16 protein-coding genes are annotated in these 24,709 nt (G+C 71.6%); 7 read left to right on the top strand and 9 right to left on the bottom strand.

All coding sequences use genetic code 11. The annotated features are described in order from the left end of the window. Positions 1-10: 10 nt before the first annotated feature. The 6 genes from RGI145_RS07505 to RGI145_RS07480 all read right to left on the bottom strand — a co-directional run bounded on the left by RGI145_RS07505 (position 11) and on the right by RGI145_RS07480 (position 12,169). Positions 11-3,787 (bottom strand): cellulose biosynthesis protein BcsC, encoded by a 3,777-nt coding sequence (locus tag RGI145_RS07505; RefSeq protein ID WP_075797868.1) that lies wholly within the window; start codon positions 3,785-3,787, stop codon positions 11-13. Continuing rightward, entirely contained in the window at positions 3,787-8,334 is a 4,548-nt protein-coding gene (bcsA, locus tag RGI145_RS07500) for a UDP-forming cellulose synthase catalytic subunit (RefSeq protein WP_075797867.1), read from the bottom strand. Before bcsA ends, RGI145_RS07505 begins: the two co-directional genes overlap by 1 nt. Further along, positions 8,331-9,131 carry a cellulose biosynthesis protein BcsQ gene (bcsQ, locus tag RGI145_RS07495; protein ID WP_075797866.1) on the bottom strand — a complete coding sequence of 267 codons (801 nt, stop codon included), beginning with the start codon at positions 9,129-9,131 and terminating at the stop codon, positions 8,331-8,333. The genes bcsA and bcsQ overlap by 4 nt, the downstream gene beginning before the upstream one ends. Before the next feature lie 7 nt (positions 9,132-9,138). Continuing rightward, on the bottom strand, positions 9,139-9,345 hold the full coding sequence (locus RGI145_RS24965) for a hypothetical protein (protein WP_156878465.1): 207 nt from the start codon (positions 9,343-9,345) through the stop codon (positions 9,139-9,141). A gap of 933 nt (positions 9,346-10,278) precedes the next feature. Beyond that, positions 10,279-11,211 carry a family 8 glycosyl hydrolase gene (locus tag RGI145_RS07485; protein WP_418314497.1) on the bottom strand — a complete coding sequence of 311 codons (933 nt, stop codon included), beginning with the start codon at positions 11,209-11,211 and terminating at the stop codon, positions 10,279-10,281. 280 nt (positions 11,212-11,491) lie between these two features. After that, complete coding sequence (locus tag RGI145_RS07480; RefSeq protein ID WP_075797863.1) at positions 11,492-12,169, bottom strand: TetR/AcrR family transcriptional regulator; 678 nt, start codon at positions 12,167-12,169, stop codon at positions 11,492-11,494. Positions 12,170-12,366: 197 nt separating this feature from the next. Here RGI145_RS07480 and RGI145_RS07475 point away from each other — a divergent pair, with 197 nt between their 5' ends. From RGI145_RS07475 to mobA, 6 genes are all read left to right on the top strand, one after another. Then, entirely contained in the window at positions 12,367-13,680 is a 1,314-nt protein-coding gene (locus RGI145_RS07475; RefSeq protein WP_208863947.1) for a GTP cyclohydrolase II, read from the top strand. Then, positions 13,677-14,918, top strand: a complete 1,242-nt coding sequence (locus RGI145_RS07470; protein ID WP_075797862.1) for a URC4/urg3 family protein — start codon at positions 13,677-13,679, stop codon at positions 14,916-14,918. Before RGI145_RS07475 ends, RGI145_RS07470 begins: the two co-directional genes overlap by 4 nt. A gap of 45 nt (positions 14,919-14,963) precedes the next feature. After that, entirely contained in the window at positions 14,964-15,605 is a 642-nt protein-coding gene (gene upp / locus RGI145_RS07465) for a uracil phosphoribosyltransferase (protein WP_027279630.1), read from the top strand. Positions 15,606-15,968: 363 nt separating this feature from the next. Next, entirely contained in the window at positions 15,969-17,840 is a 1,872-nt protein-coding gene (locus RGI145_RS07460; protein ID WP_075797861.1) for an adenine deaminase, read from the top strand. A gap of 15 nt (positions 17,841-17,855) precedes the next feature. Continuing rightward, on the top strand, positions 17,856-19,241 hold the full coding sequence (locus tag RGI145_RS07455) for an NCS2 family permease (protein WP_075797860.1): 1,386 nt from the start codon (positions 17,856-17,858) through the stop codon (positions 19,239-19,241). Between the two features lie 4 nt (positions 19,242-19,245). Further along, on the top strand, positions 19,246-19,854 hold the full coding sequence (gene mobA, locus RGI145_RS07450) for a molybdenum cofactor guanylyltransferase MobA (RefSeq protein WP_075797859.1): 609 nt from the start codon (positions 19,246-19,248) through the stop codon (positions 19,852-19,854). 407 nt (positions 19,855-20,261) lie between these two features. Here mobA and RGI145_RS07445 read toward each other — a convergent pair whose 3' ends face one another. Next, complete coding sequence (locus tag RGI145_RS07445) at positions 20,262-21,506, bottom strand: molybdopterin molybdotransferase MoeA (RefSeq protein WP_075797858.1); 1,245 nt, start codon at positions 21,504-21,506, stop codon at positions 20,262-20,264. Beyond that, positions 21,494-22,006 (bottom strand): molybdopterin-guanine dinucleotide biosynthesis protein B, encoded by a 513-nt coding sequence (gene mobB / locus RGI145_RS07440; protein WP_075797857.1) that lies wholly within the window; start codon positions 22,004-22,006, stop codon positions 21,494-21,496. The genes RGI145_RS07445 and mobB overlap by 13 nt, the downstream gene beginning before the upstream one ends. A 204-nt stretch (positions 22,007-22,210) precedes the next feature. Between mobB and RGI145_RS07435 the strand changes: the two genes are divergently transcribed. Further along, a complete protein-coding gene (locus RGI145_RS07435) occupies positions 22,211-23,206 on the top strand; it encodes an NADP-dependent oxidoreductase (protein WP_075797856.1) in 996 nt (331 codons plus the stop codon). Between the two features lie 74 nt (positions 23,207-23,280). Here the strand turns inward: RGI145_RS07435 and RGI145_RS07430 are convergent, their stop codons facing one another. Beyond that, positions 23,281-24,618, bottom strand: coding sequence for a dicarboxylate/amino acid:cation symporter (locus RGI145_RS07430; protein ID WP_075797855.1), 1,338 nt, complete (start codon positions 24,616-24,618; stop codon positions 23,281-23,283). Positions 24,619-24,709: the final 91 nt, after the last annotated feature.

Below are 24,709 nucleotides of genomic sequence, written 5' to 3'. Positions count from 1 at the left end.
GCCATCCGGCTCAGTCGAAGCGGTAGCGCGCGAAGAGCATGGCGCGCACCTCGTTCCAGTCCGCCGCGCGGTCGTAGCGGAGCAGCCCGCCGACCTTGAACTGCGGCGTGATGGCGTATTCCGCATCCGCCCGCACGCCGCCAACCAGGCTGGTCTGCGTCTGGCCGCTGTAATAGGCGCTCTGCGTGGAATCCGCCGCCGCCCGCGACTCGGCCTGGGCCTGCAGGGCCGGGTCGTTGGGGAAGAGCGGAGAGCGATCCTCCTTGAAATGCGCGAGGCCGATCTGGCCGCCGAGATGGTAGGAGAGGTTCCCCATCCGGGCGCGGTAGTCGATCGGGATATTCGCCGCGACATAGTTCTGCGGGCTGAAATAGCCGCCTTGGCCCAGGGTGAAGAAGCGGAGGTTCTTGTCGTAGGAGAGATAGACGAGGTCGAGCCCGCTGGTCAGTTCCTCGTCCGGCCGCCGGAAGAAGGCATAGCTCATGCCCGCCCCGGCCTCGATCCGGTTGTTGTCCGCGACCCCCTTGCCCTCGACCTGCGAGTAGCCGCCGCCGGCATAGAAATTCGCCCGGCCCGCGCTCCATTCGAACTGGCCGCGCCCGGTGTTGCGCACCACGCCGCCCCAGACCCGGCTGGTGACCGGGTCGCGCTGCCCGGCCCAGGCGAGCAGGCTGTCGGTCATGGCCCGGCGCTCGCCGGTCAGGCGCAGGCGCAGGTTGCCGTTCAGCGAAGGGGCGAGCTCCAGCCCGCCCACCATGTTCTGCACGCGGTAGCCGATCGGCGTGGAGCCGACATCGAGCGACAGGCTTTCGCCCCGCGTGTAGGCGAGGCCGAGGGCGACGCCGGAGGCCGTGGTGTCCTTCGGCACCAGCCGGGCCGCCGTGGCGGCGGAGACGCTCTCGCTGGCCCCCGGCAGCACCAGCGGATTGGTGCCGAAGCGGCGCAGGTTGCCCGTGCTCTGGTCCATCGAGCCGGAATCGATGCTGTAGAGCTGGGCGCGGGCGGCGATCCGCCCGCCGATCCCCGGCATCGCGGCCGAGGCCTCGGCCCCGCCGGAATATTCCTGTAGCCGGTCGAGGCCGCCGCTGCCGGAGCGGAAGCGCCCGGCGAAGTTCGGCCCGATGCGCGGCGCGGATTCCTCCCGAACCTCGGCGAGCTGGCGCTGGATGTCGCCGAGCAGGGGGTCGCTGGCCGCGGCCGGTGCGGCCGTGGCCAGGATGGCCGGCTCCCCGCCCGCCAGAGCCACCTGTTGGAAGGGATTCGCCGTACCCCGGCCCCGCATCGTGGCCGGCTGCGCCGCCAGGACCGGAACCGCCGCCTGGGTGCCGCTGAGCTGGGCCCGCCGGAGCTCCTCGGCCCGTTGCAGCGCCGCCTGCGCGCGCCGGGTGTCGCCGGAGGCCCGGGCGAGCTGCGCCTCCACCACCGCGACCCGGGGGTCGTTGGGCGTCAGCGTGCGTCCCTCGGCGAGCAGCTCCTCGGCCCGGCGCGTCTGTCCCCGCGCGATGGCGGCGCTGGCGGCCGCCAGCCGGGCGTCGGCGTTGCGCGGATCACGCCGCAGCACCGCCTCGGCGACTTCCTGCGCCCGCGCGGGGTCCTGCGCCCCCTGGTAGAGCCGCGCCAAGGCGAGGTTCACGTCCGGGTCCTGCGGCTTGGCACTCAGCGCGGGGGCGAGCCGGTCATAGGCCGCGGCCTGGTCGCCCGCCTCGTTGAGCCGGTCGCTCTCGCGGATGGCGATCCCCGTCTGCAAGCCGCCCAGGCGCTGCCGGTCCTGCGCCGTGAGGCGCGGGTCCGCCGCCAGGCTGGCGGCCAGGGCGGCGGCCTCGGCCCCCTGCCCGGCATCGAGCAGCGCATCCGCCAGGGCGATGCGCCCGGCCGGCGCCGCCTTGCCGTTGGTCGCCACGGCCATCCGGGCCAGCTCCACGGCACCGCGCGTGTCACCCACCGCGTTCAGCGCGCGCACCGCCTGGGCGGCGGTCTCCCCCGTGGGATCGGGGCGCGCGACGATCTGCATCAGGCGCTGCCGTGCGAGATCGTATTGTCCATAGCGCGCGGGTTCCGCCGCGGCCGCGATCTCGCTCTGCACGGCGGTGGCACGAAGGAGGCGGCTGGCATCGGCCGAACGCAGGCGAAGCGGGATGCGCTCGATCAATGAAGCCGCCTCGCTGGCGCGGCCTTCCTCCTGCGCGAAGAGGGCCGCCGCGTAGAGGTTGTCGGCACTGGCGCTGCGCTGGACCAGCTCCTGCATCAGAGCCCGCCCTTCCGCACCCCGCCCCTGCCGCGCCATGGCGCGGGCGAGGTCTAGCCGGACCCAGGGATTCTCCGGGTTGGAGGCATAGGCAGACTGGAGCAGGGCCACCGCCTGCGCCGGGTCCGCGCTGCGCTGCGCCTCCGCCCGGATCTGTTCGGCGCGCGAGGCCGCAAGGCTGTTGGCGAAGGTGCCTCCCTGCCGCGCCGCGAGCTCCTCCGCCTCCGCCATCCGGCCCTGGGACTGCAGGGATTCGTAGAGCCCGGACAGGGCGCCGGGCAAATTGGGCCGGCGGCCCAGGGCGGCACGGTAGCGCCTCTCCGCCCCCGCCGCGTCGCCCCGCCGCATCAGGATGTCGCCTAGCAGCGTCTGGGCATCGGCCTGTTCCGCGCCGCCCTGGCGCACCGCCGCCTCCAGCGTCGCCTCGGCCTGCTGCACCTGCCCCCGGGCGATCTGTGACCGCGCGGTGTTGACCACCCCGGCATAGCTGGCGCCATCCAGCGCCTGTCCCCATTTTCGGCGCCCCTGCTGCGGATCAGCGGCGATGGCGCGGGCCAGCAGGGTCTTCGCCTCGCTGTTGCGGCCCTGGCGCAGCCGCACCAGCCCCAGCCCGCCGAGTGCGTCGGAATCCTCGGGCGACTGTTGCAGCACCGCCTGGAAGGCTGTCTCCGCCGCGGCGATGCGGTTGCCGTTCAGCGCCTCGAAGCCCGCCTGGCGCTGCGCCCCGGCTTCATCCTGTGGGGTGCGGGTGGGGTTGCGGGCCTCGGCCAGTTGCCGCTGCGCCTGCTGGTCGTCCGGATAGCGCTCCAGATAGGCTTCCAGCCCCGGGATGGCCGAGGCGTTGGCGCCGTCCCAGCTCAACGCCTGTCGCCAGGAGTTCCGCGCCTGCTGTGCCATGTCCGGGCTCTGGGAAAGCTGCCGGAGCAGGCGGACGCCCTCCGCGCGCGAGCCCTCGCGCCAAGTCAGGGTCTGGGCATAGGAGAGCTGCAGGGTCCGGTTGCCCGGATTGCGGTCCAGCAGCCGCTTCAGCCCGTCGCGGCCCTCGGCATAGCCGTTGGGCGCCCCGGCCAGGGCCTGGTAGTATTCCTGCGCGAAGACATCCGGCGGGGTATCGCCGCCGAAGATCTGCCGGTAGCGCGCCACCGCCGCCGCGTTCTGCCCCGCCTGCGCCAGCCGCCGCGCCTCGGCCACCTGTGCCGGGTCGGCGGAGGCGCCGCGGAGCTGGGTTTCGGTGCTGCCCACCACGGCATTGCCGGGCGCGACCTGCCGCAGCCGCGCCAGGGTGCGGTCCGCCGCGGCCCGGTCGCCCTGTTGCGCCTGGGCCTGGGCGAGGCCGGACAGTGCCGCGACATTGTCGGGATCGGCGGCCAGCACGCGCTCCAGCGTCCGGACCACCTGGTCCGGCCGGCCCTGGCCGCGCCAGTAGTTCGCCTGGTCGAGGAGGACCTGGATCGCGCGGTCCTCGGCCCAGGCCGTCGCCGGCAGCGCCGTGGAGGCGAGGAGCAGCGCCGCGAGGTACGGCCTGGAGCGACGAAACAGCATCAGATCTGGGCCCTGAGGCGGGCCGCGACGCGCCGCCGGATGATCCAGTAGGATGGGATGGCCAGCAGCAGCGCCGCGCCCGCCGCCAGCAGGAGAACCAGGTCGGGCCGGTTGCCGAGATAGAGCTGCGGCCAGAGCCAGATCGGCAGGCTGCCCACCGGATAGGTCGGGCTGATGCGGTAGGATTCGATCCGCCCGCCGGCCAGCCAGGCGACATCGCCCTGGATGCGCGGCAACTGGTCCGGGTCGCCCAGCGCGTTCAGCATGGCCTCGACGCCCTGCGGCGTGGTGCCGGTGACCGCCACCAGGGTCCGGCCCGATTGCAGCGGGCTCTCGGCACCGATCATGATGCCCTGGCCATCCCCCGGGCCGGACACGACGGCGTTCAGCCGCGTGCGGTCGCGCAGCCGGTCATCCGACAGGAAGAAGTTGCGGAAGTTCTCCAGCGGCCCCGGCAGCGAGACCTGAAGGCGGTTGCCCTCCAGATGGACCGGGCTGTCCCGCAGCAGGCGCGAGAGGGCGGGCACGCGGTTGAGCGCGCCGACCACCAGCAGGTTGCGGTCCGCCACGCTCTCCAGGCTGCCGGAATGGGCGATGGCCAGCCGCAGGGCCGGGAGGCCGGTATTGGCCGCCAAACGCCCGATCAGCCCCATGGCGTTGGAGAGTTCCAGCGAGGTCGGGCGGTCCGGCAGCACCAGCGCTGTGTCGGAAAGATCCGCGAGCTTGGTGTAGGGGAAGCCGGAGCCCGCGAAGAAGGCGAGGTTCGGCAGGGCGGTGAAGCGGTAGGAACGCGACAGGTCGATCGTGCTGTCCGGGTCGATCGAGGCCCGGATGTCGCCCGGGATGGCGGTGCATTCGCCCCGGTTCAGCGGCCGCATGTCGAAGCGCATCTGCAGGTTGTTCAGGCCGAAGACCAGGTAGGATGGCAGGCCGGCCGAGCCGGAGCCGCGGTCCTCACCGAAATTCACGCCCAGTTGCCGCGCGACCCAGTTCCAGGGCCAGGCCGGGTCGCCCTCCCGCAGCGGCAGGGATTTCAGGTAGTTGCCGTTCAGTGAGACATCGAGGCGGGAAACCTGGAGGTCCGCCACGGGGCCCGGCGGCGCGCGGAAGAAGAGGTCCACCGGGATGGGCCGCTGCCGCCAGGTATAGACATCGGGCGCGGTGCGGAACGGCACAGCGATGTTGCCGGGCGCGAAGCCGTAGGACTGGAGTTCCGAGGGGTCCACCAGTTCGCCGAAGCGCACCGGACGCTCCGTGCGGATCCAGCGCGGCGCATCGTAGGGCTGGCGCGCCGGGACATCGGGCGCCGAGACCATGGCAGCCTCGCCCGACAGCCCCTGGCTCGACACGGCGAGCGCCTGCGCGGCGGCGACAGCCTCGGCCCCGGTGCGGCCGCCGATGACCAGCAGGGTTGATTCCGGGTCGGTGGGGTTGGGCACCAGCGCCAGGGACGGCCCCTCGAAGCGGGGCAGCGCCACGCCGGGCACGGAATCCGCGCCCACTGCCACCACCACGCCATTGCCCCGGGTCGGCGGGGCGCTGGAGACCGGGAAGCTGGCGCCGCGGTAATCCGCCTGCACCGCGAACCAGGAGGAGGCGATCAGCGCCGCCCGCGCCACGTCGTTGCTGGCATCGGCCGGCACCACGAAGGGCAGGACCAGCGGCACGCGAAGCTGCACCCGGTCGAAGAAGGGCGCCGGCAGCCGTGCCAGGTCGCGCGGCATGGCCAGGCGCTCGGTGGTCAGCTCCAGCACGGACTGGTCCGAGATGGTGGACCAGAGCAGCCCCGAGAGCGGATCGTTGCATTCCGCCGCATAGCGGCCGGTGAAGCGGAAGTTCAGCCGGTTGGTGTCGGCGAAGAAGACCGGGTTGATAGGAAATTCCAGCGGTCCGAAGCTCGGCCGCGCACGCTCCGGCGTGATGGCGCCGACGAACTGCTCGTTCAGCGTCACCGCGATCTGCGACAGTTCCGGGATCAGGGCCGGGCTGGTGGCACCGCGCAGCACGAGCTTCGCGCCCGTCACCACCTCGTCCTCCCGCACTCCGAAGAGGACGCCCTGGAGGTCGGTCAGGCCGCGCAGCTGCATCGGGGATTGCAGGCCGAGATCGCGCAGCGTGCGGCGCAGCACCCGGCCCTGGGACGCGGCGGCCGGGACCGCGGCGCCGGGGGTAGCGCCGGGCGCGCCCTGGACCGTCGCCTGGGCCGGGTCCTGCGCCGGAGACGGGGCGGCGGACGGTGGCTCGGCCGCCACGGGCAGGTCGGGGGATGGCCATGCCGGGGACGGGGCCGTTGCCGGCGCGCCCTGCCTCGCCGCCGGGCGCGGCGGCGAGGCCGCGGGCTGTGCCGCCGCCGCGCTCGCGCCCAGGCCGAGGCCCAGCCCGATCAGCACGGCGGCGTTCCGCGCCTGCGACGGGCGGGCCTTGCCCGGCACCGGGCGGCGGTTGCGCCGCAGGGAAAGCTGGCTGTCGCCGCGGAACAGCCCGCGGATGCTGACGCCGACCTCGTAGAGCGCGCGCATCGGACGGTCGCGGCGGACACTGTCCCAGTGCACCCAGCTATCCGCCCGGCCGAGCACGACGCGGGTGATGTTGCCCTCGTCGCGGAGGCTCTGAGGCGTGAAGCGGAGCTGGAGCTTGTTGTTCTGCCAGCGCAGCACCTGGGCCGGCACGGAAACGCGGTCGGGGCCCACGGCCAGTTCCACCATCAGCGCCTGATCAGGAGCGAGGTTGTCCGGCGCCGCGGCCTCGATCGCCGCGCCGCCCAGCGAAAGGTCCACGCTGTGCCCCTCCAGCACCCGGCCGTCCGGCAGCACCACCGAGGCCGGCAGCCGTGCCGAGACGCGGGCGCGTTCGCGCACCTGCCGCCGCTCGCGCCCCACCGCGATCCCGGCCAGCACGATGAAGAGCGACAGCGACAGCCACAGCGTGTTCAGCGCATAGGCCTGGAAGGCCAGCGTGCCCGTGCCGCTGCTCAGCAGCCCCCAGATGCCGAGGACCAGGCCGCAGAACATCACCAGCGCCAGCACGGCATTGGGATAGACGGCGCGCACGTCGAAGAAGCCTTCATCCAACACGCCGCCCTTGTCGGTGACGTTGAACTTGCCCTTCTTGGGATCGAGCAGCGTGGCCAGCATGACCGGCAGCAACCAGAGGGTCAGCACGGTCTCGTAGATCTCCGACCAGAAGGAATGCCGCACCGAGCCCTGCAGGCGGCTGTTGGTGGCCACGGCGTGGATCACATGCGGCCCGGCATAGGCGGCGATGGCCAGGGGCGAGGCCGCGATCAGGTTCTGCCCGAAGATCAGGAAGGCCAGCGGCGAGGTCAGGAAGACGAAGCGTGGCAGCGGGAACATGAAGTGCCACATCGAGGAGACGTAGCAGAACTTCTGCGTCCAGTTCAGCTTGCCGCCGCCGAGGAAGGGGTTGTCCACGCGGAAGATCTGGATCATGCCGCGCGCCCAGCGCATGCGCTGGCCGATATGCAGGGCCAGGCGCTCCGTCGCGAGACCGGCCGCCAGCGGCAGGCGGATATAGGCGGTGCGCCAGCCGCGCCGCTGCATCTTCAGCGAGCAGTGGCAGTCCTCCGTCACCGTCTGGTGCGGCACGCCGCCCACCTCCTCCAGCGCCGTCCGCCGCAGCACGGCGCAGGAGCCGCAGAAGAAGGTCGCATTCCAGAGGTCGTTGCCCTGCTGGATCAGGCCGTAGAAGAGCAGTCCCTCGTTCGGCACACGCAGGCCGGAGGCGAGGTTCCGCTCGAAGGGATCAGGGCTGTAGAAGTGGTGCGGCGTCTGCAGCATGCCGATCTTCGGGTCGCGCAGCATCCAGCCCAGCGTCATCTGCGGAAAGGCGCGCACCGGCACGTGGTCGCAGTCGAAGATGACGATGAACTCGCCATTCGTCCTGGTCAGGGCGTGGTTGATGTTGCCGGCCTTGGCGCCCTTGTTGTCGGGGCGGATCATGTAGCCGCAGCCGATATCCTCGGCGAAGGCGCGGAACTCCTCGCGCCGCCCGTCGTCGAGGATGTAGACGTTCATCTTGTCCCTGGGCCAGTCCATGGCCAGCGCCCCGAAGACGGACGGCTTCACCACCGAGAGCGGCTCGTTGTAGGTCGGGATGAAGATGTCGAGCACCGGCCATTCCGCCGGGTCCTCCGGCAGCGGCACCGGCTTGCGCTCCAGCGGCCAGATCGACTGGAGATAGGCGAGCAGCAGCGCGATCACCGCGTAGAGCTCAGCCAGCAGCAGGCCCATGCCGAGGAGGGGCGCCCAGAAGCCCGAGAAGTCGAGCGTGTCGGTCAGGCGCCAGTACAGGTAGCGCGCCGAGATCAGCACCGAGAGCATGACCAAGAAGAAGTTCGCCCCCCTTCCCTTCAGGCGCGAGCCCAGCAGGAAGACGAGGAAGCAGGCGACCGCCAGCCAGGCCTGCTGCTGCGCCTCCAGCGGCGCCACCACGAAGGGCAGGGCGAGCAGCAGCCCCGCCGCCGTGAGCAGGAGCGCCCCGGCGCGGCCGCGCGAGAGGCGTTCGAAGAACTGCGCAAGACGGCTCATCGTCCCCCCCACATGCCGGCGGGCACGGACTGTTGCTGGACGGGGATGCAGGCGCCGATCGCCAGCGCCACCTCCCGCAGGTCGTTCGCGGCGCGGGACTGCGGTGCCTGGTCCGCCACGAGGCGCTGGCAGGCGAGGCTTTCCATCACCGCCTCGTCCCGGCTCACCGCGCCCAGCAGCCGCCAGCCGGCATGCCGCGCCACCGCTTCCGCGGCCGCCCGGGACAGGCGCGACTGCAGGTCCACCTCGTTGATCACCACCCGCAGCCGGTGCGTATCGACGGTGCCCATGCCGATGCCGGAGAAGCGGCCGCTCTCGACCTCCGGCATCAGGGCGGCGCTCATCGCCTCCGCCTTCAGGACGCAGACCACGAGGTTCGCCAGTGGCGCCAGCAGCGCCAGGCTGCGGGAGGGGCCGGGCGGCAGGTCCGCGATGATGAGCAGGGTCTCGTCGGCCAGCATCGCCCGCATGGGGCCGAGAAGCAGCTCCGGCTGGCGGCCGAGCAGCCCGTCCAGCGCCAGCGCCCGCGCCAAGTCGATCATGCCGAAGGGCAGGAGCGCCACCCCCGAGGCCGTCTGCCGCAGCGCCCTGTGCCAGTCGGACCGGTCGGGCATGCCCGAGGCCCAGCCGAGCTGGTCGCCGAGGGGCATGCCGAAATGCAGCCGCAGCGCGTTCTGCGGGTCGAAATCCATGACCAGGACGCGGCGCCCGGCCCGGGAAAGGCTGTGGGCGATGTTCGCCGCCAGGGTGGTCTTGCCCACCCCGCCCTTCGGCGATGCCATGCAGATCAGCGGCACGCTCGGCCTACCTTTGGTCCGGAGAGAAGGGATGGGGCGCCGTCGCGTTGGCGATGCCGCGCAGCAGCTCCGAAAGGCTGCCGGCGGCCGGCTGCGAGGCGTTCACCGAGGCACGCAGGTCCGCCATGGCGCGGTCTACGGCGGTGAAGAGCGCGAAATCCGCCTCGGCGGCCTGCGGCGGCGGTTGTGCGGGCCGGGGATGGCCTGCGGCCATGGGCACAGGGCCCTGTGGCGTGGCGGAAGGTGGCGGCGGCCAGGATACGGCCGGGGCGTCGCGCGGTGGCTCCGGCCAACCCGGCGCGACCGGGGATGGCGGGGACGCCGCGGCGAAGCCCGCCTCGCCCCCCGGCGGCCAGGAGGCGGGCGGGACTGGAACGGGCAGCGGCGGATAGCCAGTCGCCGCCGGGAAAGGAAAGCCGGGAGCGGGGCCGCTGCCCTGGAACGGCGGCGGGTAGGCCGGAGCGACGGGCGGCCACTGCGGCGCCAGCGCCGGGGTTGGGGCCGGGGCCGGCGGATAGGGCATGGGGTGTTCCGTCCGTGGCGGCTGCGGTACCGGCGGTGGCGCGGCGGCGGGCCAGGCCGGTGGACGCCCCTGGAAGCCGTCCGGAACGCCGTTCCAGGGCATCGCGGACGGCCAGGATGCCGGCGTGGGCGGCGTGTATTCCGGCGACGAGGCCGGGAACGGGGGCGGGACGGCCATGCGGGGCTGGTCCTGGCCGGGGCCCTGCCACGGCGCAGGGGCCTGCGCGGGATACGGCGGCGGAGCCGGATTGGGGGGCGGCTGGACAGGGGCCTGCATCGACGCGGCCTGTTCCGGCGGCGCGGACATCGGCGCCGCATGCACCGCCGAGGGGGCCATCGCCGGGGCGACCATCGCCGGGGCGGGCGCCGCCGGAGGGGGTGCTGCGGCCGGCGGAAGCGGAGCGGCAGCCGGCGCGGCCTCGGGCGGCGGGGGCGCCTCCTCCGGCACCGTCCTGGGCGGCGGATCGCGCCGCACGGCCTCGTTGCTGAAGTTCCGGTATCTCAGGCTCGTCGCGCCCAGGGCTTCCGCCACGCGCAACACATCAGACTTGCCATCCATGCGAGGCGCCTCCCGACCGGCTTGGGCCACGTGCAGTACAAAGGGCGAAGGGGCCGGCCGGCGTGCTCATGCCGGGCGATCCGCCAGGGCGGCGAGCAGGCTCAGCGCCGCCGAGTAGTAGTTGTCGTCCCGCAGGGACGCGGGAGGATTGCTGTCCCGCCGGGAGGCGCGGGAAGCGCCGTCCGGTTGGCTGGCCGCCATGGCCAGGCCGGCACGGCGCATCGCCAGATCGGCCACGGCCGCCATGCCGGGCAGCGCCGGGATCGGTGCGGCTTCCGCGCTGCGCAGGTCCACCCAGGCGGGCGGCGGGTGGGGCGCCTCGGCCCAGTAGGCCGCCGGGCCGCGCAGCCCCGGCTCGTCCACCAGCCCGGCCCAGCCGAGCCAGAGCGGCACCCGCACGGCGTCGTAGGAAAAGCGCGCCGGCCAGCCTTCCGCCGGGGTCACGCGGCCATCCGCCTGCGACACCGCCACCCAGTCCGCGGGGAGGCCATGGACGCCGAAGCAGGAATCCCGCAGCAGGGCCAGCCCATCCGTGGCGAGGTCGAGCCAGAGCGGATCGGGCAGCGCCCGCGCGAGGACGCGCAGCATCGGGAAGGCGTAGTAGGAGGGATTCACGATGACCTCCCCGCCTCGCTCGAAGCCCTGCAGCCCCGGCAGCAGGACGAGCCGCCCGCCGACCCGTCGCGGCAGCATCCGGAGGATGTCCTGCGCGGTGGCGAGACCGCTCGCGCGCCAGTCCGGCCGCCCCCATTGCTCGCCGGCCAGGATCAGCGCCGTGGCGATGAACAGGTCGCCATCCGTGGCGTTGTTGGGGTCCTCGCTGCCGTCGCTGCCCGTGCCGCGCCAGGCGTGCAGGCCGTGCGAAGCGTGGCGGAGATTCTCGCGCGTCCAGTCGGCGATCCGACCGAAGCGCGGTCGGTCGCCAGCCCGGAAGGCGAAGAGCATCGCCCATCCCTGACCCTCGGAGTGGGTGATCCCGCCATTGGCCGTATCGACCACCCGGCCCTCGGACGATAGGAAATGGCGTGCGAAGGCGTTCCAGCCCGCCGCGAAATCGTCGGATGCGGGGCGACGCGGAGAAGCCGCCCTCGCCTCACGCGAGACGCCGAAAGAACCTATCGCCCAGATGGCTTTCCTTCGCGTAATCTTGCTCGCCAAGGGGGCTCCCAAGGATCTTCGTCACATTACGGGTGTATCATTGGCCTCGTTGCATCGCAAAGGTTGTATTAACCATTTGTTCCCCTCGGGAATCTTTAGTGATCCCTGTGGCTTTTTCGCCTTAGAGTGATGACTTGGCCCGTGGCAGGCAGGCGCCGAGGATGAGGCGCAGGACCGTCTCCTCCCCTTCCGCGCAGGCCTCGTCATCCATTTCGGGGATGCCCAGCACCGGCGCGATCTGCGCCGCGAAATCCGCATAGGTCTGGGTCATGGCCCAGAGGGAGAAGAACAGATGCCTCGGATCGACCGGGCGCATCAGCCCGGCGGCGATCCATCCCTCCATCACCCTCGCCTTCCGCTCCACGAGCTCCCGCAGCTCCGTCGCGAAGAAGCCGTGTAGCTGGGGCGCCCCGTGCAGCACCTCGTTGGCGAAGACGCGGGAGGCGTGGGGCCGCAGGCGCGAATGCCGCATCTTGGCTCGGATATAGGCGGTGAGCGCCGTGGCTGGGTCGCTGTCGGGGCGGATGTCGTCGGTTGCGGAAAGCCAGAGCGTCAGGATGTCGTCCAGCACCGCCCGGTAGAGCCCTTCCTTGGTGCCGAAATAGTAGTGAAGGTTGGCCTTCGGCAGTCCGGCGGCCTCGGCGAGACCCGACATGCTGGCCCCGGCGAAGCCCGCTTCCGCGAAGACACGCTCCGCCGCGTGCAGGATCTGCGCCCGCAGCGCCTGGCGTTTGCCTTCGCGCGAGGCAGGCCTGCCGTCGCCCGCATCGCTTCCTGCCATTTCCGCGTGCTTCGCCATCCCGATCCCCTGCGGAGCGACCGATCCGTGCCCATCTTGCAAGTTGACCGATCGGTCAAGGTCACAATAGCCTCCCTGACTTGAGCGGCCATCCTCGCCATGGAGCCCTTCCGGATGATCCAGCGCGTCGTGCAGATCCCCTCGTCCCGGCCAGCCCCGACCTGGAAGGAACCGGCCCGCCGGGGAGGACTCGCAGGATGAGCCAGATCCCGGAAGCCGCTCCCTCCCCGCTCGTGCCGCCGCCGCAGGCGGCCCTCCGCGGCAACCTGCCCGGGCCCGCGCGGCCCATCGTCTTGACCTCGCATCCCGGGATCGGCGGCCAGGCGGCGCGCCCGGTGCAGTGGGGCGCCGCCGATCCGCAGCGGCGCGGCCCGGTCATCGCCACCCCCGGCGAGGGCAGCCGCAACGCCATCGGCACCCATGCGGGGTCCTATTCGCTCTATCGCGCCCTGGCCGTCGCCGCCGGGCAGCTTTCCGCCGAGCACCGGCCGGACCTGACCAACACCCGCCCGGCGGAACCTATCGGCCCCTTCCCGCAATGGGCGGCGCCCGGGAAGATCGTCTCGCTCGATCCCTGGGGCCACATGACCACGGAGGCCTTCGGCGCCGAGATCGCCTCGGGACGCGACATCCGGCCGAGCATCGCGGTCACCAAGGCGCATATCAACATGCCGGAGCTGACCGCCGCGATGCGCGCCGGGCGGCTGGAGCCGGACGGGCAGGTCCTCGGCCCCAACGGCGATGCGCGCGTGACCAAGGTGGCCATCGAGCCGGTCTGGTGGCTGCCCGGCGTGGCGGAACGCTTCGGCATCACCGAGAACGATCTGCGCCGCGGCCTCTTCGAGCAGACTGGCGGCATGTTCCCGGAACTGGTGACGCGGCCTGACCTCAAGACCTTCCTGCCGCCGATCGGCGGGATGACCGTCTATCTCTTCGGCGATCCGGCGAAGCTGGGGCGGGAGGAGACGCGCATCGCCTGCCGCATCCATGACGAGTGCAACGGGTCCGACGTGTTCGGCTCCGACATCTGCACCTGCCGCCCCTATCTGGCGCACGGGATCGAGGTCTGCATCGAGGAGGCGCAGCGCGGCGGCGTGGGCGCCATCGTCTATAACCGCAAGGAAGGGCGCGCGCTGGGCGAGGTGACGAAGTTCCTCGTCTACAACGCGCGCAAGCGGCAGGAGGGCGGCGACCGCGCCGACCGCTACTTCGCCTGCACGGCGGGCGTGGCGGGCGTGCACGACATGCGCTTCCAGGAGCTGATGCCGGACGTGCTGCACTGGCTCGGCATCACGCGGATCGACCGGCTCGTCTCGATGAGCAACATGAAGTACGAGCCGATCGTCGCCAGCGGCATCGAGGTGGTGGAGCGCGTGCCCATCCCCGAGGAACTGATCCCGCCCGATGCGCAGGTGGAGATGGACGCCAAGAAGGCCGCCGGGTACTTCACCGACAAGGTGCCGGATGCCGCCGAGTTGGCGCGCATCAAGGGACGCGGGCTGCAGGAGTGAGCGCGGCGGAGGACAGGGCGGACACCGTTGCTCAGCTCGCACTGCTGCGCGCCCCGGCGACGATCCGGCGGCGTGCCCATGCCATGCTGGCGCTGGCGGAACGCGACGCGCTGCCGCATTTCCGGCTGCATCCGGAGCGGCTGGACGCGGCGGCCGACTACGTCACGGCGGTGATCCGCGACAACTATCCGGACCTTGCCATCCCCTATCATGCGCGCTGGCGGCACTTCGCCGCCAACGGGCGCGACCGCTGGGGCGGGCTCGCCCGCATGCTGGAGGACCAGTCTGGCGAGGAGGTCGCGCGCATCCGCTTCGATCTTTGCGTCGTCAGCGTGCTGCTCGATGCCGGGGCCGGTCCCGACTGGGCCTTCACCGAGGATGGGGAACGCATCGCCCGCTCCGAGGGCCTCGCCGTGGCGAGCCTGCATGCCTTCGCCGCCGGGCTCTTCTCGGGCGATCCGACGCACCCGCTGCGCGCCGATGCGGCGGGGCTGTCGCGGATCGATGCCGGCTCGCTCGGCGCGGCCTTCCAGGTCGGGCCGGGCAATCCGCTGGAAGGGCTGGAGGGCCGCGCCGCGCTGATGCGCGCCCTGGGCGGGGCGCTGCGCGCCCGGCCGGACATCTTCGGCCCGCAGGCGCGGATCGGGCGCCTCTACGACCATCTGGCGGCGCAGGCCGAGGAGGGCACCCTGCCCGCGCGTGCCGTGCTGGCGGCGGTGCTGGAGGGTTTCGCGCCGATCTGGCCCTCGCGGCTCAGCCTGGGTGGCGAGAATCTCGGCGATGTCTGGCGGCACCCCATGGCCGCGCCGGAGGAGCCCGCGCCCGGCCTGCTGCCCTTCCACAAGCTGTCGCAATGGCTCAGCTACTCGCTGATCGAGGCGCTGGAGGAGGCCGGGCTGCGCGTGACCGGGCTCGACGAGCTGACCGGCCTGCCGGAATACCGCAATGGCGGGTTGTTCCTCGATCTCGGCGTGCTGGAGCTGCGCGACCCCGCCCTGGCGGAAGCCCCCCTGCCCGTGGAGCACGAGGCCATCGTGGAATGGCGCGCCCTGACCGTGGCGCTGCTGGACCGCGTGGCGGAGGGCGTCCGCGCCCGGCTGGGCCTCACCGCCGAAGGGATGCCCCTGGCCCGCGTGCTGGAAGGCGGCACCTGGGCCGCCGGCCGCCGCATCGCCCGCGAGAAGCGCCCGGGCGGCACGCCGCCCCTGAACGTGCGGAGCGACGGCACGGTCTTCTGACCCCCGCCGCTTCTCAGCCCGCCGAGACGAGAAAGGCCCCAAGCCATGTCCGCCGCCCACCCCACCGTGAAGGTGATCGACCACCCGCTGGTGCAGCACAAGCTGACGCTGATGCGCCGCAAGGAGACCTCGACCGGCGAGTTCCGCCGCCTGGCGCGCGAGATCAGCCTGCTGATGGCCTATGAGGTCACGCGCGACCTGCCGCTGGAGACCACGAGCATCGAGACGCCGCTGGAGGTGATGGAGGCGCCCATCCTGTCCGGCAAGAAGCTCTGCTTCGTGTCCATCCTGCGGGCCGGCGACGGGCTGCTGCAGGGGATGCTGGACCTCGTGCCCTCCGCCCGCGTCGGCCATGTCGGCCTGTACCGGGACCCGCAGACGCTGGTGCCGGTGGAATACTATCTGAAGCTGCCCGACGATATCGGCGCGCGGCAGGTGATCGCGGTGGACCCGATGCTGGCCACCGGCCATTCCGCCGCCGCCGCCGTGTCGCGGATCAAGCAGGCCGGAGCCTCCCAGGTGAGCTTCGTCTGCCTCCTCGCCGCGCCGGAAGGCGCGCGGGTCTTCGCGGAGGCGCATCCGGACGTGCCGGTCTTCACCGCCTCGCTGGACCGCGAGCTGAACGACCATGCCTATATCCTGCCCGGGCTGGGCGATGCCGGGGACCGGCTCTTCGGCACCAAGTGATGCCGGGCCGCGCCGCGACAGGCTGATTGTCGGGGCGCGGCGGCACCTCCCGCGCGGGGTTTTTCCGCGCCCCGGTTCCTGCCCCGGAAGGCCGGGGCCGATTTTCCCCCGCTCCGGAGGCATTTTCCGCCAGGGTCGAAAAAGCCCAGGAAGTGCCTCGGCTCCGTCACATTTCCGGATGGTTATCCACAGAACCTTCCACGGATTTTGGGGATAACTGAGCGTCCCGGCCCGGCGCTCTCCCGGCCAGCGGCGTGCCGGAACGGTCCTGTACATGGCACTCAAATTGCAAGATTTTCCCTGGGCCCGGCGGCCCGGGATCACGATCCGCGCGGCCGCCGTCTCCAGCCCACCGGATATGCCATGACCCCTGCTTCCCTTCCCGACGACCTGTTGATCGATGCCGCGAACGAGGTGAGCATCCGCCAGGAGCTGACACTGGTGACCCTGGGCAAGCGTCCGGCGGACCGGGTGCTGCGGGTCGGGCGGTTGCTGGACGTGCACACGCGGAGCTGGATGGAGGATGCCGAGATCGTCATCCGGGGCCGCCGCATCGCCTATGTCGGCCCCGCCGGCTCCTGGCCCGGCGAGGCCGGGGAGCGCGTGCACGAGCCGGACCTCGCCGCGGTGCCCGGCTTCGGCGAGGTGCACAAGCATATCGAGAGCTCCCATCTGACGCCGGAATGGGAGGCGGCGCTGGTGCTGCCGCGCGGCAATACCTGGACCTGCGAGGCCAGCCACGAATTCTCCAACGTGGACGGGCCGCACAACCTGGAATTCTGGCTCACCGCCCGGCGACAGGGCTCGCCGCTGAAGATCTTCCCCCTGCCCGGCTCGGCCGTGCCGCCCACCGCCTATGAATGGGGCGGCGGCTGGTTCGGCCATGACGAGCAGCAGGGCTTCCTGCGCGAGAGCCTGATGGTGGCCGGGCTGGACGAGGTGATGGACTGGCCTGCCGTCTGGAACCCCGAGAACCCCTCCTACAAGCGGCTCTGGGGCATGATCCAGGCGACCTTCGCCCAGCGCGGCGTGGTGGAGGGCCATGGCGCGGGCCTGCGGGAGCTGCCGGAGATCAACGCCTTCGCCGCCGCCGGCCTCGCCTCGGACCACGAGGCCTGGTCGCCGGAGGAGGTGTGGGAGAAGCTCCGCCACGGCATCTTCACCGAGATCCGCCCCTATTCCATGGACCAGGTGATCCCCTGGCTGCTGGACAAGGGCCTGGCCGACTGGTCGCAGGTCGCCTTCACCACCGACGACCGCAGCGCCTCGGACACGATCCGGCTGGGGGCCACGGACCACAATGCCCGCACCGCGATCCGGCTGGGCCTCGCGCCGGAGACGGCGATCCAGTGCGTCACGCTGAATCCGGCGCGGCACATGCGGCTGACGCCCTGGGTCGGCAGCCTCGCGCCCGGGCGCTTCGCCGATGTGGTGCTGCTGCGCGACGTCGCGACGCTGGAGATCGCCAGGGTCTGGGCCGATGGCAGGCCGGTGAGCGAGGGCACGCGCTATACCGGGCCGGTGCCGCGCATCGACTGGCCCTCCTGGGCGACGCAGACGGTGAACATCCGGCGCGAGATGGTGGCGGAGGATTTCCGCATCGCCGCCGAACCGGGGCGCGCGACGATGCAGGCGGCGCTGCTGCGCCCCTTCCACTGGAATGACGGCTTCATCACCATGGAGCTGCCGGTCGCGGATGGCGCCGTCCAGCGCGACGCGGCGCGCCACGTCACGAAATTCGCCATCGTGGACCGTTTCTCCGGCGAGGGGCGGACGGCGCGCATGTTCTGGCTCGGCTGCGGCCCGGCCACGCCCGGCACCGCGCTGGCCTGCTCGGTCGCGCATGACAAGCACAACATCTGGGTCGTGGGTTCCTGCGACGAGGCCATGGCAAAGGCTGTGAACGCGCTGCGCGGGATCGGCGGCGGCTGGGCCCTGGTGCGGGAGGGCGCGCTCGTCGCCACCGTGCGCTACGAGGTCGGCGGGCTGATGAGCTGCCGCCCGGCGGAGGAGCTGAACGCGGAGATGCAGCGCCTCTATGACGAGGGCGCGAAGGTCGAGTGGATGTACGAGCCCACCTTCCACCCCCGCTGGTTCCCCGGTTTCCCGGAACGCCTGATCTTCGCCACCCTCACCTGCGCGCCCTGGCGCTGGGTGCTCGTGGCCCCCTGCGAGCAGGCGCCGCTGGGCTTCGTCAACGTGCAGACCGGCGAGACGCATCCGGTCGTCTGGTAGGAGGGGGTTTCCCACATGAGCAATGCAAGCTTGGGCGCGGGGGCGCCCATCGGCGAGGCACGGCCGAAAGGCGTGCTCGACCGCTTCTTCAAGCTGAGCGAACGCGGCAGCTCCGTGCCGCAGGAGGTCATCGCCGGCCTCACCACCTTCGCCGCCATGGCCTATATCATCGCGGTGAACCCGGCGATCATGTCGCAGGCGGGTATGGACCGCGGCGACCTGGTGATCGCCACCGCGCTGGCCGCTATCTTCGGCAGCGTGATGATGGGGCTGACGGCGAACCTGCCGCTTGCCGTGGCGCCGGCCATGGGCTCCAACGTCGTCTTCACCTTCATCCTGGTGAAGGGCATGGGCGTGCCCTGGCAGGGCGCGCTGGCCATGGTCTGCTTCACCGGCGTGGTCTTCCTGCTGCTCAGCCTGACGAAGCTGCGCGAGAAGGTGGCCAAGGACGTGCCGGAGGTGCTGAAGGTCGGCATCAGCGCGGCGGTGGGCGCCTATATCGTCTTCATCGCCCTGCGCGGGGCGGGCTTCGTGGTCGCCAATCCCGGCACCTTCATCGCCATGGGCTCGCTGCGCGAACCCGCCGTGCTGCTGACCCTGGCCGGCATCCTGGTCACGCCGATGCTGGTGGCGCGGCAGATCCCGGGCGCGCTGATCCTCTCCATCGCCGTGCTGACCCTGATCGGCTGCTTCGTGCCGCTGCCCAACGGTGCCGTCATCACCAGGGCGCCCTCCGCCTTCCTGGCGCTGCCGCACTGGCCGTCCAACACCTTCGGCCAGCTCGACTTCTCCTACATGTTCCAGAACTTCATCGTGGTGCTGCCGATCCTGTTCTACTTCGTCTGCGCCGAGTTCTTCTCGACGCTGGCGACGGTGATCGGCGTCACCGGAGCGGCGAACCTGCGCCGGCCGGACGGCTCCATCCCCAATGCCACGGCCGCCTTTTCCACGGATGCGACGGCGACGATCGTGGGGCCGATCCTCGGCACCTCCGTGGTCACGGCCTATATCGAATCCGTCACCGGCGTGCAGGCGGGCGGGCGCACGGGGCTTACCTCCATCACCGTGGCGGCGCTGTTCTTCCTGGCGCTGTTCGTCTGGCCGGTCTTCACCGTGATCCCGCCGCAGGCGACGGCACCGGCGCTGGTGGTGGTCGGCGTGCTGATGCTGCAGGGGCTGACGCGCATCGATCTCGGCCAGTTGACCAATGCCGTGCCGGTGGCGCTGACGCTGTTGCTGACGGTGCTGACCAACAACCTGATCAACGGCATGGCGATCGGCACGCTGAGCTATATCCTGCTGTTCCTGTCGCTCGGCCGGGCGCGGGAGATCAGTGGCGTGGTCTGGGGCCTGGGCGTGGTCTTCATCGCCTATATCGCGGTGATGACGCGGCTGAGCTGAGATCATGCGGGGTGACACGGCGGGGCTCGTGCTGGCGGGCGGGCTGGCGCGGCGGATGGGCGGCGGCGACAAGGTGCTGCTGCCGCTCGGCGGGCGGACCATGCTGGACCATGTGCTGGCCTCCCTCCGCCCCCAGGTCGCGGCCTGCCTGCTGAATGCGAACGGCGATCCGGCGCGCTTCGGCGCCTGGGGCCTGCCCGTGGCGGCGGATGGGGTGCCGGATTTCCCCGGGCCATTGGCCGGTGTCCTGGCGGGTATGGACTGGGTGGCGGAACACCGTCCGGACCTGCCCTGGCTGGTTTCTCTGCCGGGCGACAATCCCTTCGCGCCGCCCGATCTGGTCGCGCGCCTGCATGCGGCGCGCGAGGCCGCAGGCGCCCCTATCGCCTGCGCGGCGACCGGTCCGGACCCCCATCCGCCGGTCGCGCTCTGGCCCGTTGCGCTAAGGGACGAGTTGCGGGCCGGGCTGCTGGCCGGGGAAAGGCGGGTAGCGGCCTGGGCCGCGCGCCGGGGATGCGCCATGGCCGTCTGGGAGGCGGGGGACCGCGATCCGTTCTTCAATGCCAATACGCCGCAGGAACTGGCTGAGGCCGAGCGGCGCCTTACGGGGTGAAGGCGGTCCCGGGACGGGCCTCCGAATGGCGGGCCGCGCCGGCCCGTGGGTGGGGGCTCTCGGGTGCATGAGGCCCCGGCGGGGTTCTCGGGGGTTGGCCGGAGGCAGGGGCCTTTCGTCGGCACCGTTTTAACGTTTTAGCGTTTTAGCGTTTTAGCGTTTTAGTCCTTTATTTGCCTGGACGGGGGGGTCAGGGCTTCGCTCTGCGTGTCGGATGGGTGCTGTTGAGCCCGCGCCTCGGGGGCTGATGTCACCGGTGCGGGAGGTGCGTGGACGTCCGGCCATCCGTGGCACTGGGAGCCAGCGCTGTCGGCCGGGCGAAGCCTGGTGTTGATTTTATTCCTATAGCGGGGCGCGGGCGGAGAAGCAAGGGATGCTTCATGGCCCAGTGCGTTCCGTGGTGCGGATCAGAACAGTCCGGCGAAGGGCAGAACCAGGATGCGGTCGCCCGGGGCGACATCGCCCCTGTCTTCCGGCAGTTCGGCGAAGGCGTCGCTTTGCAGCAGCGAGGCGATCTGTCCCGCCCCGCCCCGGCCCAGTTTGCGGGCCACGGGACCGTCCGGGCCCGCCTCCACCGCCACGCGCAGGTATTCGCGCCGCCCCGGCAGCTTGCGGTGGCTGAAGCCGGCACGCAGCTCGAAGCGCGGCAGCGGCCTCGGTGCGGCGCCGGCCAGATGCAGGGCCAGGGGACGCGCGAGGTGCAGGAAGCCGAGCAGCGCCGCGACCGGGTTGCCCGGCAGGCCCAGAACGGGGCAGCCCTCCACCACCCCCATCGCCAGGGGACGCCCCGGCTTCACCGCGAGGCGCCAGAAGACGAGGCTTCCCACCGTTTCGATGGCGCGGCGGACATGGTCCTCCTCGCCTGCGCTCACGCCGCCGGATGTCAGTAACATGTCATGCGAGAGCGCAGCGTCGCGCAGGGCCGCCTCGGTTTCTCCGCGCCGGTCGGGGAGCAGGCCGAGATCCACCGCCTCCACCGGCAGGTTCGCCAGCAGGGACAGCAGCATGAAGCGGTTGCTGTCATGCGCCTGCGCCGGGCCGAGCCGCCCGCCGGGCGCGACCAGTTCGCTGCCCGTGCTGAAGACGCCCAGGCGCGGGCGGCGCGTCACGGGCAGGGTTGTCAGGCCGAGCGCGGCCGCCAGGGCGATCTCGGGGGGCGCGACCAGCCGGCCCTTCGGCAGTGCCAGGGCGCCCGCCGGCAGGTCCTCTCCGGCGTGGCGGATATTGGCGCCGGGCGGCAGGCCCGGCGGCAGGAAGACCCGGCCGGGCTCGGCCCTGGCGTCCTCCTGGATCATCACCGTGTCCGCGCCGGGCGGCAGGGGTGCGCCGGTCAGGATGCGGATGGCATGGCCCGGTGGCAGGGGGGCTGCCGCATCGCCCGCCGCGACGCGGCCGGCCAATGGCAGCCAGCCGCCTTCCCCCCCCAGATCGGCCCGGGCGAAGGCATAGCCGTCCATGGCGCTGTTGCCGAAGGGAGGCAGGTCGATGGGGGCTGCGATGTCCTCGGCCAGTACCCGCCCGCGTGCGGCCAGCAGCGGCACGGTCCCGCCCCCGCCCGCCGGGGGCGGCAGGCGGGCGATCAGCGCCTCGGCTTGTGCCAGGGTCAGCGCGCCGTCGGCAGCGGCGAAGCAGTCGTTGCTCAGCCGGGCCAAGGGGCGGCGAATTCCAGCACGAGGTCGGCCAGGCGCTCGATCTCGTCAAGGCCGGCATGGGGGAGGCCGCCCGGGGGTGGCGTGTCGGCGGCCACGGCGCGGATGGCCGGGTCCTCCGGATGCAGCCAGGGGCGGTTGTTGGCGGCGCGGAAGACCTCCAGCTTCGGGTGGCGGTCGCGCTTGAAGCCCTCGACCACCACGAGATCGACCGGCGAGAGGCGGGACAGGAGGAAGGCCAGGTCCGGCTCCGGCGCGTCGCGCAGCTCGGTCATCAGTGCCCAGCGGCGGGCGGAGGAGACCAGCACCTGCTGCGCCCCGGCCATCCGGTGGCTGTGGCTGTCCTTGCCCGGCTGGTCCACGTCGAAATCGTGATGCGCGTGCTTGAGTGTCGAGACGGAGACGCCGCGCGCGTTCAGGCAGGGGATCAGGCGGGTCAGCAGCGTGGTCTTGCCGGCGCCGCTCCAGCCGGCCAGCCCGATGATTCGCCTGGGTCCGCTCATGCCTGTGTTCCGTCCTGTTGCCGACCTCGTCCTGTCGGCGGGCCAGCATCGCTAGCCGATGTCGGGCCGGGCCGAAAGCATGCCCCGCCCGCTCCGCCCCCCCCTCCATCCCCGGGGCGGGCGGCCCCATCTTGCCGCCAGGGCCGGATGGTCCCGCAATCGGGCGGACCCGGTTCCAAAGACACAATGGAGTGTGCGCGCCTCATGCCCGAGACGAACCCGATGATCCGGCTGGCCAAGCGGCCCACCGGGACCCCGACCGGCGAGCACCTGGTCTATGAGGAAGCGCCGGTGCCGCAGCCTGCCCCGGGCGAGGTGCTGGTGCGGAACCGGTTCCTGTCGCTCGACCCCTATATGCGCGGGCGGATGAACGACACGAAGTCCTATGCCCCGCCCGTCGCGCTCGGCGCGGTGATGGAGGGGCAGAGCGTCGGACAGGTCGTGTCCGGCCCCGGCTTCGAGCCCGGCACCTGGGTGCTGGGCGGCAGGGGTTGGCAGCATTACTGCTCCGTGCCGCCGCACCTGTTGACGCCGGTGGATGCGGAGGCCGCTCCGCCTTCCGCCTATCTCGGCGTGCTGGGCATGCCCGGCACCACGGCCTGGGTCGGCTGCACCGAGATCGCGCCGGTCAGGCCGGGCGAGACCTTCGTGGTCGCGGCGGCCTCCGGCGCGGTGGGCGCGGTGGCCGGGCAGATCGCGAAGCATATGGGCGCGCGGGTCGTGGGCATCGCCGGGGGCGCGGAGAAATGCGCCTATGTGCGGGACGAGCTCGGCTTCGATGCCTGCGTCGATCACCGGGGGGATGGTTTCCCCGCCGCCCTGGCGGAAGCCTGTCCGCGCGGGATCGACGTGTATTTCGAGAATGTCGGCGGGGCCGTGCAGCGGGCGGTCTGGCCGCTGCTGAACCCCTTCGGGCGCGTGGCCATGTGCGGCATGGTCGCGGAGTACAATGACGGCTCCCCCGCTCCCGGCCCGAACCTGATGAGCGCGGTGCGGAACAAGCTCAGCATCCGCGGCTTCATCGTGGGCGACCATCCCCGGCAGTTCCCCGTCTGGCGCGAGACCGGGGCGCGCTGGCTGCGCGAGGGGGCGCTGAAGTACCGCGAGGATGTCGTGCACGGGCTGCGCGAGGCGCCCGGGGCCTTTGCCGGGCTGCTGGCGGGGAAGAATTTCGGCAAGCTGGTGGTGGCGCTGGACTGAGGGCGCCAGACGGAAACGGGGCGCCCTGGCGGGCGCCCCGTTCCATTCCTCCGGAGCCGGATGCGGCCCGGCCGTTACTCGGCGGCCGGGACCGGGGCGGCGAGGACCACCTTCTCCTCGGCCTGGCCGGACAGGGCGGCGTTCAGCTTCTCGCGGTCCAGCTCACCCTCCCAGCGGGCGACCACCACCGTGGCCACCGCGTTGCCGACGAAGTTGGTCAGCGCGCGGCACTCGGACATGAAGCGGTCGATGCCCAGGATGAGCGCCATGCCGGCCACCGGTACGGAGGGCACCACGGAGAGCGTGGCCGCCAGGGTGATGAAGCCCGCGCCGGTGATGCCGGCCGCGCCCTTGGAGGACAGCATGGCGACCAGCAGGAGCAGGATCTGGTCCCAGATGCTGAGGTCGATCCCCACGGCCTGCGCGATGAAGAGCGCCGCCATGGTCATGTAGATGTTCGTGCCGTCGAGGTTGAAGGAATAGCCCGTCGGCACCACCAACCCGACCACGGACTTGGCGCAGCCGGCCTTCTCCATCTTCTCCATCAGGGCGGGCAGCGCCGCCTCGGAGGAGGAGGTGCCCAGCACCAGCAGCAGTTCCTCCTTGATGTAGCGGATCAGCGCCAGGATGGAGAAGCCGTTGTACTTCGCCACCGCGCCCAGCACGACCAGCACGAAGAGGATCGAGGTCAGGTAGAAGGTGGCGATCAGCAGCGCCAGGTTGGCGATGGAGCCGATGCCGTAGCGGCCGATGGTGAAGGCCATGGCGCCGAAGGCACCGATGGGCGCGGCCTTCATCAGGATCGCCACCAGCTTGAAGACGCCGGCGGAGAGCGAGTTCAGCACGTTCATCAGCGGATCGGCCTTCTCCCCCACCAGGGAGAGCGCGATGCCGAGCAGCACGGAGAAGAACAGCACCTGCAGGATGTCGCCGGACTCGAAGGCGCTGACCGGCGTGCTCGGGATGATGTTCATCAGGAAGCCGGTGATGCTCGTCTCATGCGCCTTGGCGGCGTAGCCGGCCACGGCCCTGGGATCGAGCGAGGCCGGGTCGATGTTCAGCCCCGCGCCCGGACGGATCACGTTGGCCACGATCATGCCGATGATCAGCGCCAGGGTGGAGAAGGTGACGAAGTAGAGCATCGCCTTGCCGGCGACGCGCCCGACCTTGCCCATGTCGCGCATGCCGGCGATGCCGGTCACCACGGTCAGGAAGATCACGGGGGCGATGATCATCTTCACCAGCTTGATGAAGGCGTCGCCCAGCGGCTTCATCTCCTGGGCGAAGGACGGGTAGTAATGGCCGAGCAGGATGCCGACGGTGATCGCGAAGAGCACCTGCACGTAGAGTTGCTGGTAGAGCTTCTTCGGCTTGCGTGGCACCGCCACGGCGGTGGGTTGGATGATGGCCATTGGATGCTCGCCCCTGTGCTGCGCCGCCGCCTCTGCGGGATGCGGCGTTCCGGTTTCCGACGTCACGCCGGATGCCGGCGTTCAGGAGGCC

The sequence above is a fragment of the Roseomonas gilardii genome (assembly GCF_001941945.1).
Lineage (GTDB): Bacteria > Pseudomonadota > Alphaproteobacteria > Acetobacterales > Acetobacteraceae > Roseomonas.
This window is presented reverse-complemented; position numbering and strand designations above follow the sequence as displayed.

Bases quoted from the DNA above. Each gene is read 5' to 3' on its own strand.
- RGI145_RS07430 (WP_075797855.1), bottom strand. From the start codon at position 24,618: ATGGCCATCATCCAACCCACCGCCGTGGCGGTGCCACGCAAGCCGAAG.
- bcsA (WP_075797867.1), bottom strand. From the start codon at position 8,334: ATGAGCCGTCTTGCGCAGTTCTTCGAACGCCTCTCGCGCGGCCGCGCC.
- RGI145_RS07475 (WP_208863947.1), top strand. From the start codon at position 12,367: ATGAGCCAGATCCCGGAAGCCGCTCCCTCCCCGCTCGTGCCGCCGCCG.
- RGI145_RS24965 (WP_156878465.1), bottom strand. From the start codon at position 9,345: ATGGCCGCAGGCCATCCCCGGCCCGCACAACCGCCGCCGCAGGCCGCC.
- RGI145_RS07435 (WP_075797856.1), top strand. From the start codon at position 22,211: ATGCCCGAGACGAACCCGATGATCCGGCTGGCCAAGCGGCCCACCGGG.
- mobA (WP_075797859.1), top strand. From the start codon at position 19,246: ATGCGGGGTGACACGGCGGGGCTCGTGCTGGCGGGCGGGCTGGCGCGG.
- mobB (WP_075797857.1), bottom strand. From the start codon at position 22,006: ATGAGCGGACCCAGGCGAATCATCGGGCTGGCCGGCTGGAGCGGCGCC.
- RGI145_RS07505 (WP_075797868.1), bottom strand. From the start codon at position 3,787: ATGCTGTTTCGTCGCTCCAGGCCGTACCTCGCGGCGCTGCTCCTCGCC.
- upp (WP_027279630.1), top strand. From the start codon at position 14,964: ATGTCCGCCGCCCACCCCACCGTGAAGGTGATCGACCACCCGCTGGTG.
- RGI145_RS07460 (WP_075797861.1), top strand. From the start codon at position 15,969: ATGACCCCTGCTTCCCTTCCCGACGACCTGTTGATCGATGCCGCGAAC.
- RGI145_RS07480 (WP_075797863.1), bottom strand. From the start codon at position 12,169: ATGGCGAAGCACGCGGAAATGGCAGGAAGCGATGCGGGCGACGGCAGG.
- RGI145_RS07455 (WP_075797860.1), top strand. From the start codon at position 17,856: ATGAGCAATGCAAGCTTGGGCGCGGGGGCGCCCATCGGCGAGGCACGG.